The sequence below is a fragment of the Pantoea sp. X-Soil-YNGN-775 genome (genome assembly GCF_059730575.1).
In genome coordinates, this window is record NZ_AP035945.1 from 1,258,180 (window position 1) to 1,271,610 (window position 13,431).

Consider the following 13,431-nt stretch of genomic DNA (forward strand, 5'->3'; position numbering starts at 1 on the left):
ATGAGGGTTTTACTGGCGCCGATGGAGGGCGTGCTTGATTCGCTGGTGCGCCAGCTGTTATCGGAAGTGAACGACTACGATCTCTGCATTACCGAGTTTTTGCGCGTGGTCGATCAACTGCTGCCGGTGAAATCCTTCTACCGTCTCTGCCCCGAGCTGCATCATGGCAGCCGCACGCCTTCCGGCACGCGGGTGCGTCTGCAGCTGCTGGGGCAGCATCCCGAATGGTTAGCAGAGAACGCCGCTCGTGCGGTGGAGCTCGGCTCGTGGGGTGTCGACCTCAACTGCGGCTGTCCCTCAAAGCTGGTCAACGGCAGCGGCGGCGGGGCGACCCTGCTCAAAGATCCCGATCTGATTTATCGCGGTGCTAAAGCAATGCGTGCAGCGGTTCCGGCAGCGTTACCGGTGACGGTGAAAGTGCGGCTTGGCTGGGATTCCAGCGCCCGCAGCCTGGAGATTGCCGACGCGGTTCAGCAGGCGGGTGCCAGCGAACTGGTGGTCCACGGCCGGACCAAGGAAGACGGCTACCGTGCGGACGCCATCAACTGGCAGGCGATTGGTGATATTCGCCAGCGGCTGCGGATTCCGGTGATCGCCAACGGCGAGATTTTTGACTGGCAAAGCGCGCAGGACTGTCTGCGTATTACCGGTTGTGATGCGGTGATGCTGGGCCGTGGCGCCCTGAATATCCCCAATCTCAGTCGGGTAGTGAAATATAACGAACCGCCGATGGCCTGGCCTGAGGTAGTGAAATTACTGCAAAAATATACCCGCCTGGAAAAGCAGGGTGATACCGGCTTGTATCACGTGGCGCGCATTAAACAGTGGCTCGGTTACCTGCGCAAAGCCTACGGCGAAGCCGACGGTTTATTCAGTGAAATCCGCGCGTTAAAATCGTCAGACGCGATTGCCCGCGCCATCGATTGTCACGCCGTTGTTCATGGTTTGTGATAAAAAATCAGGCGACCGGTTAGCAGCCTGACGGTATAGTGGGGAAAATTTCCTCTACCTTACAAGCCTGCTATGTCTGATGTCGCCGTATTGAGCAACAGCCAGCTCAATAAACGTATCCTCTCCGTCATTGTTTTCACCTTCTTCTGCTATCTCTCCGTTGGACTACCGCTGGCGGTACTGCCTGGCTTTGTCAAAAATCACCTCGGGTTCAGTTCGTTTGTCGCCGGGCTGATCATCAGCATTCAATATTTTGCCACCTTACTCAGTCGTCCGCAGTCGGGCCGGCTGGCCGATCGCCTCGGTCCAAAACGGGTGGTGATGCTGGGATTACTCTGCTGCGGCATGAGCGGCGTACTGACCATTATTGCTGCGCTGCTGAGCGAATGGCCGTGGCTGAGTCTGGCGCTGCTGGCGCTGGGTCGGCTGTTTCTCGGCGTCGGTGAAAGCTTCAGCAGCACCGGCTCAACCCTGTGGGGGATGAACATCGTTGGCCCGTTGCAGACCGCTCGCGTCATCTCGTGGAACGGCGTCGCCACCTATCTGGCCATGGCGATTGGCGCGCCGCTTGGGGTGATGCTCAACAGCGGATTTGGCATGAGCGGCTTTGCCGGACTGATTGCGCTGATGGGGCTGGGCGGCTACCTGATGGCCAGCCGCAAACCGGCGGTCACCGTCAGCGTTGGCGAACGAATTCCGTTTCACCGCGTCTTCTCCCGCGTCTGGCTGTATGGCCTGGCGCTCGGCTGTGGCACCATCGGTTTCGGCGTCATCGCCACCTTTATTACCCTCTATTTTGCCAGCCGTGACTGGCAGGGTGCGGCCTACGCGCTGTCGGTGTTTAGTCTCGGCTTTGTGCTGGTGCGCCTCGGTTTTGGCCGCTTTATCACTCAGTTTGGCGGGCTGCAGGTTTCGCTGTTCTCTTTTCTTCTGGAGTGTCTGGGGCTGCTCATCATCTGGCAGGCCGACAGCGCGTGGCTGGTCGGGGCGGGTGCCTTTCTCACCGGCTGCGGCTTCTCGCTGGTGTTCCCGGCGCTCGGCGTTGAGGCGGTCAAACGGGTCGAGCGTCAGGATCAGGGATCGGCACTGGGCACCTATTCCGCCTTTCTTGATTTAGGCCTCGGGCTGACCGGTCCGGTCGCCGGATTGTTCATTGGCCACTGGGGAATGCAGTCGGTTTATCTGGCGGCGGCGCTGATGGTGCTGGGCGCGCTGTTGATTACGCTGCGGCTTTACTGGCAAAACCGGCGGGCAGGTTAGGCGCCAGCCGGTGTCAGGCTATTACAGATGAATAAACAGCCAGTAGAGCAGGGCGGAGAGCAGAATCGACACCGGCAGCGTCAGCACCCAGGCGATAGCCAGATTACGCAGCGTTGATAGCTGTAAACCGGAACGGTTGGCCGCCATGGTGCCGGCCACGCCCGATGACAGCACGTGGGTGGTAGAAACCGGCAGGCCGAAGGCGTCTGCGGCGCCAATGGTCGCCATCGCCACCAGCTCGGCGCTGGCCCCCTGAGCATAGCTGAGGTGGGTTTTACCAATCCGTTCGCCCACCGTCACCACAATCCGTCGCCAGCCGACCATGGTACCCAGCCCCAGCGCAATCGCCACCACCACTTTTACCCACATCGGAATAAAGCGGGTGGCGCTGTCCAGCTCGGTTTTGACCGCTTTCAGGTTACGTTCGGTCTCCTCCGGCAGCTTCACTTCGGCACTTTGCAGGTGCTTGATCGACTCAGACGCGAGGTACATCTGGTTACGGGTGTTGGCTACCGCCTGTGCCGGGATATTTTCCATCGATCCGTAGCGGCGAATCTGGTCGCCAATCTCGCTGAGCGTCATCGCCAGCGCCGGTAACACGTTGGGGTTGAACTGGCTGCTGCCGACAAAGCCGATCAGTACGTCACGGGCGGCCGGTGGCTGAGGCGCGGCTGGCTGCAGTTGTAGCAGCTGATGTTCGGTGACTTCGGTTAATGCCGCAACGCGCGGGATCTGATCGGCGGGCAGCGATCGGTTGAGGGCGTAAGCGATCGGCATGGTGCCGACCAGGATCAACATAATCAGCCCCATCCCTTTCTGACCGTCGTTTGAACCGTGCGCAAACGAGACCCCGGTACAGGTCAGGATCAGCAGGCCGCGGATCCAGACCGGCGGTGGCTGGTCGTTTTGTGGCGCGCTATAGAGCTGGCGATTGCGGATAAACAGCTTCATTGTCCACAGCAGCAGCCCGGCGCAAACAAACCCGACCACCGGCGACAGCAGCAGCGCATAGCCGACCTTCAGCGCCTGATCCCAGTCGACCCCACTCAGGCCGCTGCGACCGTGCAGCATCGCATTCGCCACGCCGACGCCGATAATCGAGCCAATCAGGGTATGCGAAGAGGAGGAGGGCAGACCGAAATACCAGGTGCCGAGGTTCCAGATAATCGCCGAGAACAGCAGAGCATAAACCATGGCAAAGCCGTTACCGCTGCTGGCTTGCAGAATCAGCTCGACCGGCAGCAGAGAAATGATGCCAAAAGCGACCACGCCGCTGGAGAGCAGCACGCCCAGAAAATTACAGATGCCGGACCAGATCACCGCGCTGCCTGGGGTCAGTGAATGGGTATAGATCACCGTGGCGACGGCGTTGGCGGTGTCATGAAAGCCGTTGACGAACTCAAAGCCCAGCGCGATCAGCAGCGCCAGTCCCAGCAAAAAGAACGGCAGATAGCTGGTCACCGGCATATTGGTTTGTTCAACATCATTGACCAGATTAAGGCCAGCAAAGGCCAGTCCGGCCACCAGCAGAATGAAAAACAGCGGCTTGCTAAAGCGGCTGCTTTTGCCGTTGAAATCAGGGCGCCGGGTCGATGAGGAAGAAGAGAGACTGTTTTCGCTCATGGTGTACCTCGAGTTGCTGATGCCGGCTGCTGATTTGCACCGGTACAACGCAGTGTGATACGCGCTTTGTATGACAGTAACATGACGGACTGGCGGGCGATCGGACGCGGCGACAGGCTCAGCCGGCGGTGGGCAATCGGGAGGCGGGGAAGGAAGGCAACGGAAAAAACCGGCAACGCAGGCAATAAAAAAGCCAGCGACTGGCGCTGGCTTCGGTGAGCGTAACGGCGATTACGACGGGTTATTGGCCGTGGCTGGCGCAGCGGCAGCGGCGGGCTGCGGTGGTTGCGCGGCGTCGGTGTTAGCCCCTTGTGAGGTCACCGGCGTCATCGGCTGCTCCTGCGGTGCAGCCTGCGGGTTCTCTGGCACGTCAACCGGCGCGGTCTGGATGTTGTTCTCCACACCGTTCACTTTTACCGGCATACCGGTACGGCCCTGAATGGCACCGTTCACCTGGTCCTGATTGACACTGGCGTCCACCAGCACTTTGCTGACGGCCTGGGTCAGCGTAATCGGCACCAGTTCACGTGAGTTGAACTGCTCTTCGGTGGTCGACAGCGGGTTATGTACTTCGACATAACGCGATCCGTCTGGCTCAACGGTGGCTTTTACCGGCTGATCAACGAACTGTACGCGTGTCCCGACCGGCACATTCTGGTACAGCCATTTGATGTCCTCAGCACGCAGACGCACACAACCGTGGCTGACGCGCAGACCAATACCGAAGTTGGCGTTGGTACCGTGAATCGCATACAGACGGCCGATATAGAGCGCATACAGCCCCATCGGGTTGTCCGGACCGGCCGGGAACACCGCAGGCAGATTCTCGCCGCGCGCCGCATATTCTGCGTGCATCGCTTTGGTTGGCGTCCAGGTCGGGCCATCTTTCTTACGCTCTACCGCTGTGGTCCAGTTGATCGGGGTATCTTTACCCAGTTCACCGATACCAATCGGCAATACCACCACGGTTTTGCTGCCTTTCGGGTAGTAGTAAAGACGCATCTCAGCGCTGTTAATCACAATGCCTTCGCGCGGTGCGTCAGGCAGGATCAGCTGCTGTGGGATGATCATTTTACTGCCAGCCTTTGGCAGATAAACGTCAACCCCCGGATTGGCTTCCAGCATGTTGCTGAGGCCCATCTGGTACTGCGCCGCAAACGCTTCCAGCGGCAACGTGCTGTCCTCAGGAACAGTAATCTCGATATTTTCCCCGATCAATCGGCTGTTGGCCGGCGGTAACGGGTAAACCACAGCAAAGGCTGACTGGCTAAACGCCGCCAAAGCCAATGCGATTGAAGCGAACGCGCGAATGCTCATTTTCATATTTTACAAGTCTTTATCGCCATGTTTCAGGCTTGTCAATGTGTCGAACCCATGCTGGCCAATGTGACCTGCTGCGCATTATATGTTCATTAATCTGACGATGTGAATCAGGATTTTAACCTGCCGATAATACTTTACGTAACTTACCGTGTTATATCGGCATTTTTCCGCTGCTGACCACGGTAAAAAGCCGGTCTCACGGCTGCCACAATGTCACCTCACCACTGAGTTTACGATTCAGAAAAAAGGCGGCACTGATTAACGCCAGATGGGTCAGCGCCTGCGGCGTGTTGCCCAGCGCATGACCGCGGCTGTCGAACTCCTCGGCGTAAAGCCCGAGCGGACTGGCGTAGCTCAGTAGCTTTTCAAATTCGAAATGAGCTTCCTGAATCCGGCCAGCGCGCGCCAGGCATTCGACATACCAGAAGGAGCAGGCGCCAAACGAGCCTTCCGATCCCTGCAGGCCGTCAGCCGGGGTTTCATCAATGTTGTAGCGCCGTACCATGCCGTCGCTGACCAGGTTAGTTTTGATGGCATCCAGCGTGGCAATCCAGTCAGGATCGGTCGCGCCGACAAAACGCACCAGCGGCATCAGCAGCATCGAGGCATCAAGATGTTCGCCGTGGCGGGTCGAGGAGAAATGGCCGCGCTCGCTGTTCCAGAAGTTGGCCCAGATATCTTCGCGGATCTCGCGGCGCACCCGATCCCAGCGCTCATACGGCATCGGTAACGATCGCTTCATGCCGAGACGCAGCGCGCGGTCCATCGCCACCCAGCACATCAGCCGTGAGTGAAGAAAATGCTCCGGCTGACCGCGCATCTCCCAGATGCCGGCATCAGGCTGATTCCAGTTGTCGCACAGCCGATCGATCATTTTGGTAACGTGCAGCCAGCCGCGTTGTGAAATGGCTTCGCCATATTTATTGGCGAGATAGACCGCATCCATCAGCTCGCCATAAATATCCAGCTGAGTCTGCTGCCAGGCATCATTGCCGATCCGCACCGGGCGTGAATCGCCGTAGCCCGACAGATTGAGCAACTCCATTTCGTGCAGTTCGGTGCCGCTGTCCAGCCGGTACATCACCTGCAGGCGCATCTCATCGTGATGGCTGTTTTCGACGCAGCGTCCAACCCACTGGGTAAAATGTTTGGCTTCATCGACGTAACCCAGACGCATCAGGGCGTACATGCTGAACGAAGCGTCGCGGATCCACGAGGCGCGATAATCCCAGTTGCGTTCGCCACCCAGTTCTTCCGGCAGGCCAAAGGTGGCGGCGGCGGCAATCGAACCGTGGCGATGCGAGGTCAGCAGCTTGAGCGCCAGGGCGGAACGCTGCACCATCTCGCGCCAGCGGCCCTGATAGGTGCTGCGGGCGCTCCAGCGACGCCAGTAATTCAGCGTCTCTTCGAAGCAGTGTTCAGTAGAGAGCGCTTCGATGTGCGCATCGTTGACGCTGCCAAATTCAAATTCGGCATGCTCGCCGGCCTGCAGGGTGAAACTGGCGGTGGCGCAGTTCTCTTCCAGCGTCATCACCACGGTGGCGGCCAGGCGCAGCGAAGGCTGGCCTTCGGCATGAAAATCGATGCAGCCGCGCTGCACTTCGGCGCGGGTCTGCGCCCGGGCGTAGTCGTGTCGGGGTGAGCAAAGCATGTTAAATCGCGCCTTGCCACGCACCATTTTTACCCGCCGGATCAGCCGCGGCAGTTTGGCATCATCATCGCAAATCGGCATGTAATCGGTGATTTCGGCCACGCCTTCATCGCCCAGCCAGCGGGTCTGTAAAATGTTGGTGTCGGGCAGGTAGAGCTGCTGGCGGCGTACGTCCTGCCAGTCCGGGGCCAGAGAGAAAAGCCCGGCGTCATCACTGTCGAGCAGCGCGGAAAAGACCGACGGGCTGTCGAGTTCAGGCCAGCAGAGATAATCGATGGTGCCGTCATTGGCGACCAGCGCGCAGGTGCGCAAATCGCCAATCACGCCGTGGTCCTCAATGTTGCGTTTTACCTTACTCATCCTGATCTCCCTGTTAATGTCACTGCTAACTATAGTCGAGGCGGCAGCGTCAGCAGCGGCCTGGCACAGAGGGTTAATTCAGCGTAGCGGTCGGGGCAGCCTCCGATTAACCGAATGGGCGCTGACGGCAGGCGAATTTTTCAGGATGGTTATACTGATGATGACACTTTCCTAAAGGAGGCCGTTATGACCACATCCCAGAGCAAAGTCGCCATTATCACCGCATCAGACTCAGGCATTGGCAGCCGCTGCGCCGAAATGCTGGCAGAGCAGGGCTTCGATATTGGTATTACCTGGCGTTCAGACGAAGAGGGCGCACAGCGCACCGCACAGCGGGTGCGGGAGATTGGCCGTCGCGCCGAAATTATTCAGCTGGATTTGGCTGACCCGGAGCAGGGCGGTCAGTCGCTGCAACAGCTGATCGATAAGTTTGGCCGGATTGATGTGCTGGTAAACAATGCTGGTGCCAATTTCAAAGCGGATTTCCTCGATGTCACCTATGAAGACTGGCGTAAAACCTTCGCGGTGGATGTCGATGGCGTGTTTGTCTGTGGCCAGATTGCCGCCCGCAAAATGGTTGAGCAGGGCGAAGGCGGACGGATTATCAATATCACTTCGGTGCACGAACACACGCCGCTGCCTGGTTCGGTAGCCTATACGGCGGCAAAACATGCGGCCGGCGGCCTGACCAAATCAATGGCGCTGAGCCTGCTGCCACACAACATTCTGGTCAATGCGGTGGCACCCGGCGCGATCGCCACGCCGATGAACAAGATGACCGATGAGGATGCGCACCAGGTGAAGATGCCGGAAATTCCGGCTGGCCGGCCCGGTGACACCCACGAAATTGCCAGCATGGTGGCGTGGCTCTGCTCCGAGTGGGCGACCTACACCACCGGCCAGTCGTTTATCATTGATGGTGGGTTCATGCTGGCGAATCCGCAGTTTAAAGGTTACTGATCGGCCCGACGGTTATGCCAGCGGCGGATCACCCAGCGCAGCGCAAAGGCAAACACAATGGCACCGGCCAGCCACAGCAGATGTTTAAGGTGCTGATCCAGTTTGTGCAGCCACGGGGCGATGATGCCGCCAGCAAAGTAGCCGAGGGTGACGAAAATCAGCGCCCAGATAGCCGCCCCAATCACGTTGAGAATGAAGAATTTCATCGGATTGAGGCGGCTGGCACCAATGATGATCGGGCCAATCAGGCGGAAGCCATACATAAAGCGCACCCCAATCACAAACAGGCTCGGTCGGCGTTTGATCAGCCGGTTAGCCTTGACCACCTTATCCTGATGTTTTTTAAGCCGCCGCAGGATGCGTGCACCGTAGCGGCGACCAACCCAGTAGAGCAGCTGATCGCCGATGATGCCGCCGGCCATTGCGGCCACCACCACGCCAGCATAGTGCAGCAGTCCTTCATGTGCGGCGACACCGCCGAGCAGGGTAAAGGTTTCCCCTTCGGCGATACACCCAATCAGCAGCGCCAGATAGCCGTACTGGGTAATTAATCCGTTGATATCCAAATGCAAAATGGCACTCCCTGTTTATCGCTATTTACTTAAGTCTATACGCGATTTCGCTTCGCTTCCGCCCGCCGACCGCCACCGCGCTTATTTTTGCTGTTTTTTTGCCCGGTCGCCACGAAAGTTGTACTGCCGTTTATACTTGAAGTGTCGCTGCCCTCAGAGACCCTCTTGCCGTTCCGGGCAGCCCTTCGCATCAGAGGAGTGACTGTATGAATCATGTCTGGGGACTTCTGGCGCATCCGAATCAGGAAATGCGCCATATCAAGCAAGAGAATGAGAGCGTCTCGCACCATTACACCCACCATGTCCTGCTGATGGCGGCCATTCCGGTTATCTGCGCCTTTATTGGCACCACCCAGCTGGGCTGGAACCTGGGCGAGGGGCAGTTTGTGCAACTCAATCTGGCGACCGGGATCGGGCTGGGTATTCTGTTCTATTTGATTATTCTCGGTGGCGTCGCGGTGATGGGCCGGGTAATCCACTGGATGGCACGTAATTATCCGCAACGGCCCGGCGTGCAGCGCTGTACCGTATTTGCCGGTTACGTTGCGACGCCGCTGTTTCTCAGCGGGCTGGTGGCGCTCTATCCGCTGGTCTGGCTCTGCGTGCTGGTGGGCGCGTTAGCGCTGGTGTATACCGGCTATCTGCTCTATATCGGCATTCCGCTGTTTCTCAATATTGACCGTGAAGAGAGCCTGCGTTTTTCCGGCTCAACGCTGGCAATTGGCGTGCTGGTATTTGAAGTGTTACTGGCGATGACCGTGATTCTGTGGGGTTACGGACCACGCCTGTTCTGATCTGTGGCTGCCACCGGTGTGGTGGCAGCCCGCTTTTTAATGCCCGGAAACAATCTCACCAGGAAATTTCTTAACCTTCAGCGTATGATGCTGCTGCCAGCCCGCGCTCTGACTGCCTTGACGCCGGCGGCCTGTGTCTGACACAGCGCACAATTTCAACCGGGTCTTTTTTCTGTGATGCCTGCAAAAATTCGTTTCACTCTGTTCTCGCTGGCGCTGCTCGTTTCCGGGCAGGGGATGGCACTCCCCGCGCAGGCGGCTACCTCGCTGTCGCAAATGGCGCCGATTGCGCAACCGCAGATTGCCTCTGGCAGCGCGATGATTGTCGATCTCACTACTAATAAAGTGCTGTTTTCCAGCCATCCGGATCGCGTCAGGCCGATTGCTTCGATCACTAAATTGATGACTGCGATGGTGGTACTGGACGCGCACCTGCCACTGAACGAAATGCTGACGGTCGATGTCAGCCAGACGCCGGAAATGCGCGGGGTATTTTCACGCGTCAAACTCAACAGCCAGATCAGCCGCCGCAATATGCTGCTGCTGGCGCTGATGTCGTCTGAAAACCGTGCCGCTGCCAGCCTGGCGCATGCCTATCCTGGCGGCTATAACGCCTTTATCCGGGCGATGAACGCCAAAGCGCGCGCGCTGGGGATGAAACATACCCGTTACGTTGAACCGACGGGCTTATCGACGCAAAACGTCTCCAACGCTGAAGATCTGATTAAATTGCTGAAGGCGACGCGCGAATATCCGCTGCTTGGCGCACTCAGCACCACCAAAGAAGAAACCGCGGTATTTACCCATCCGAGCTACGCGCTGCCATTTCGTAACACCAACCATCTGGTTTACAAAAATGACTGGCGCATTCAGCTGACCAAAACCGGTTACACCGACGAGGCGGGGCACTGCCTGGTGATGCGCACCATGATTAACAATCGCCCGGTGGCGCTGGTGGTACTGGACGCCTTTGGCAAATATACCCACTTCGCCGATGCCAACCGCCTGCGCGACTGGATTGAAACCGGCAAGGCTGCGCCGGTTCCTGCTGCCGCGCTGGCTTACAAAAAACAGAAATCAGGTCTGGTCGCCAGCAACGGTGCCAGCAGTGCCGACGCTGAGTAAATTTTCACCGCTGTGACGCTCCAGGCGCAGCGGTAAAGTCTCTGCGGCTGGAGAGGGCGACACGGCGGCAACCGCCGTGATCTGCCTGCCGGGTGCGGCGCAAGCCAGTGGTTTCCGTTGCGGCCGGAACAGCCTGAATAGGGAACAATAATTGCCCGCTATTCCTATAGTTTCATCGCTTGCAAAACCCTACACTACGCGTGAATGGCGAGGGTAGATCGCCTGTATATGCTGCTGGAATCTCACTGATATGTTTAAGCTACGATCCCTTTTTGCGCTGTTAATGCTGGCTCTGGTGGCGTTTGCCCCGGCGTGGTCGCAGGCAGCGGATGATGCGGCGAGTGCCGCGCAAGAACAAGATGCTCCACCGAAGCTCAATGCCGCGGTCGAACTGCCTAAAATGCAGAAGATCCTCGATAAAATTAAAAGTCAGATTTCGGGCGATACCGGCGAAAGCAAGCTGACGCAGCTGAATGAAATGGCGCTGGAGCTGTCAGGCAACGCCGACACGCTGGGCCAGGCCCTGCTGCCCGATCGCCAGCAGCTTGATGCTCAGCTGGCGGTGCTGGGACCGGCACCGAAGCCGGACAGCGGCATGAAAGAAACGTCGGAGGTGACGCGTAAGCGTAATGCGCTGGAGAATCAGAAGAGCAAACTTGACGATCAGATTAAACAGGCCGAGGGCATCAAAAACGGTGCGCTGATGCTCTCATCGCAAATCGTTAACCTGCGGCGCGATCAGCTGAAGAGCCAGCTGGCACTCAACTCGGGCAGCATCCTCGGACCGCGCTTCTGGGCACCGGTGCTCAACAGTCAGGATCTGGACGGTGAAAAAATCGGCGACTTCCTGCAGGAGTTGCAGGATACCGCGGCACTGTCGTGGGAGCCGGGCTGGCGCTTTGGCAGCGTGGCCTGGGTACTGGCGGCGCTGCTGGTGATGACGCTCGGTCGTCGCTACAGTGAAGAGTTTCTCGCCTGGGTCAGCATTCACAAATTGCCGGAAGGGCGACTGCGTCGCAGCTTCCTCGCGGCGGCGATTGCCATTACCACGCTGGTGGCGGTAGTGCTGACCTTCAACTTTATCGCGCTGGCGTTAACCCGCCGTGATGAAGTATCTGATAACGTTCAGGATTTTGTCGACAGCCTGGTGCAGCTCAGCGTGTTCTGCGGGTTAATTGCCGGCCTGGGGCGGGCGTTTCTCTCTACCCGCCGGCCAAGCTGGCGTCTGCCGGCCATTTCTGATGAAGTGGCGATGGCGCTGAAGCCTTTTCCGCCGATCACTGCCGTACTGGTGTTTATCTTCCAGACGGTGGAGGCGTTTAACTACAGCGTCGGCACCAGCCTGAACACCACTATCTTCGCCAACGGCCTGACGGCGTTACTGATTGGCAGCACCGCGCTGGCGATCAGCATCCGCACCAACCGGGTTCGCCGCCGCATGACGCAGGCGGGCACGCCGCCGGAAGCGCGATCGACGCTGGCCGGGCTGATTCAGATGGGCCTGACCCTGACGGCGCTGGCGATCCTGCTGTCGCTGGTGATCGGCTACGTGACGCTGGCGCGCTTCCTCAGTTATGAGGTGATCTGGTGCGGCCTGCTGTTTGGTTCGTTCTATTTCCTCAGCCATCTGCTAAGTGATGGCTGTGAAAGCCTGTTTTCGACCAGTAGTTCTTCCGGACGGCGTATTCAAAGCTCGCTGAATATCAACGAGCGCCATCTGCAACAAACCGCTACGCTGCTGACGGCCCTCGGCAAAACCGTGCTGGTGCTGTTTGTGGTACTGGCGCTGCTGAACGGCACCTTTGCTTCTTCAACCCCGATTGAGCTGCTGCAAAAAGCGATTGAGTTCTGGGGCGGTAAAGGGCTGGAGTCGCTGAATATTGTGCCGGCGCATATGGTCAACGCGCTGGTCTGCCTGGTGGTCGGCATCTATGTTTTGCGGTCGATTTGCCGCTGGCTGGACAATGACTTCCTGCCAAAAACCACCATGGATGTCGGCATGCGGGTGTCGCTGGTGACGCTGTTCAGCAACATCGGCTATGTATTGATTATCCTGCTGACCCTGTCGATCATGGGGCTGCAATGGAACAAACTGGCGTGGATTGTCAGTGCGCTGTCGGTCGGTATCGGTTTTGGCCTGCAGGAGATTGTGAAGAACTTTATCTCGGGGCTGATCCTGTTAACCGAGCGTCCGGTCAAAGTGGGCGATCTGGTGTCCATCAGCGGCATTGAAGGGGATATCCGCCGGATTAACGTGCGTGCCACCGAGATCCAGTTAAGCGATAAATCTACCGTTATCGTGCCGAATTCGCAGTTCATCTCGCAGAACGTGCGTAACGCCACCATGGGGAATGCGCAGGGTGTGGTGACGATTTTGCTCACCTTCCCGCTGGATATCGATCCTTCTAAAGTTCGCGATATCCTGCTGGAGGTCTACAACGAAAACGAACGGATTCTGGATACGCCAGAGCCGTCGGTGTCGTTTAAAGATCTGACCCAGCAGGGGATTGTGCTGAGCGTGACCGGCAACGTAGCCGGGCAGCGGCAGATCTCCAGCGCGAAGAGTGACCTGCTGTTTGATATTCTGACCCGCCTGCGTAAAGAGGGCATTATGCTCTCGACGCCGCAAACCATGATTATCGAGCGTCGCCCGCAGGCGGCAATAGCCTCCTCCGACGAGCAGCTGCTGTCATAAATATCAGGCCGACGCATGTCGGCCTTTTTTATCTCACGCCGGGCGGCCTTTCATCGTGGCGCACTGCGCCGGGTCCCTACCGATCCGGCAGCAGGCTGACCGCTTCAACTGCCGCTG

Annotated in this window: 10 protein-coding genes; 6 read left to right on the forward strand and 4 right to left on the reverse strand. The window is 58.2% G+C overall.

Annotation, left to right across the window (positions count from 1 at the left end; all coding sequences use genetic code 11):
* Together dusC and AC6I8I_RS05910 are read left to right on the forward strand one after the other, a co-directional pair.
* Entirely contained in the window at positions 1–951 is a 951-nt protein-coding gene (dusC, locus tag AC6I8I_RS05905; protein ID WP_312052920.1) for a tRNA dihydrouridine(16) synthase DusC, read from the forward strand.
* 72 nt (positions 952–1,023) lie between these two features.
* On the forward strand, positions 1,024–2,211 hold the full coding sequence (locus tag AC6I8I_RS05910; RefSeq protein WP_312052918.1) for an MFS transporter: 1,188 nt from the start codon (positions 1,024–1,026) through the stop codon (positions 2,209–2,211).
* 21 nt (positions 2,212–2,232) lie between these two features.
* Here the strand turns inward: AC6I8I_RS05910 and AC6I8I_RS05915 are convergent, their stop codons facing one another.
* From AC6I8I_RS05915 to AC6I8I_RS05925, 3 genes are all read right to left on the reverse strand, one after another.
* On the reverse strand, positions 2,233–3,834 hold the full coding sequence (locus AC6I8I_RS05915; RefSeq protein WP_312052917.1) for an inorganic phosphate transporter: 1,602 nt from the start codon (positions 3,832–3,834) through the stop codon (positions 2,233–2,235).
* A 231-nt stretch (positions 3,835–4,065) separates the two neighbouring features.
* Positions 4,066–5,157 carry a L,D-transpeptidase family protein gene (locus tag AC6I8I_RS05920; RefSeq protein ID WP_312052915.1) on the reverse strand — a complete coding sequence of 364 codons (1,092 nt, stop codon included), beginning with the start codon at positions 5,155–5,157 and terminating at the stop codon, positions 4,066–4,068.
* Positions 5,158–5,353: 196 nt separating this feature from the next.
* Entirely contained in the window at positions 5,354–7,168 is a 1,815-nt protein-coding gene (locus tag AC6I8I_RS05925) for a glycoside hydrolase family 15 protein (RefSeq protein ID WP_312052913.1), read from the reverse strand.
* Between the two features lie 186 nt (positions 7,169–7,354).
* Here AC6I8I_RS05925 and AC6I8I_RS05930 point away from each other — a divergent pair, with 186 nt between their 5' ends.
* Complete coding sequence (locus tag AC6I8I_RS05930; RefSeq protein WP_312052911.1) at positions 7,355–8,128, forward strand: SDR family oxidoreductase; 774 nt, start codon at positions 7,355–7,357, stop codon at positions 8,126–8,128.
* On the opposite strand, the gene AC6I8I_RS05935 is transcribed toward AC6I8I_RS05930, so the two are convergent.
* Positions 8,122–8,700 carry a DedA family protein gene (locus AC6I8I_RS05935; protein ID WP_312052910.1) on the reverse strand — a complete coding sequence of 193 codons (579 nt, stop codon included), beginning with the start codon at positions 8,698–8,700 and terminating at the stop codon, positions 8,122–8,124. The genes AC6I8I_RS05930 and AC6I8I_RS05935 overlap by 7 nt on opposite strands.
* 206 nt (positions 8,701–8,906) lie before the next feature.
* Between AC6I8I_RS05935 and AC6I8I_RS05940 the strand changes: the two genes are divergently transcribed.
* The 3 genes from AC6I8I_RS05940 (at position 8,907) to AC6I8I_RS05950 (ending at position 13,314) form a co-directional block, all read left to right on the forward strand.
* The gene (locus AC6I8I_RS05940) at positions 8,907–9,494 is read left to right on the forward strand and encodes a Yip1 family protein (protein WP_312052908.1); all 588 of its coding nucleotides are present in this window, start codon (positions 8,907–8,909) and stop codon (positions 9,492–9,494) included.
* 177 nt (positions 9,495–9,671) lie between these two features.
* The gene (gene pbpG, locus AC6I8I_RS05945) at positions 9,672–10,619 is read left to right on the forward strand and encodes a D-alanyl-D-alanine endopeptidase (RefSeq protein ID WP_312053002.1); all 948 of its coding nucleotides are present in this window, start codon (positions 9,672–9,674) and stop codon (positions 10,617–10,619) included.
* Between the two features lie 250 nt (positions 10,620–10,869).
* Positions 10,870–13,314: a DUF3772 domain-containing protein gene (locus AC6I8I_RS05950; RefSeq protein WP_312052906.1), complete on the forward strand. Its 2,445-nt coding sequence runs from the start codon at positions 10,870–10,872 to the stop codon at positions 13,312–13,314.
* Positions 13,315–13,431: the final 117 nt, after the last annotated feature.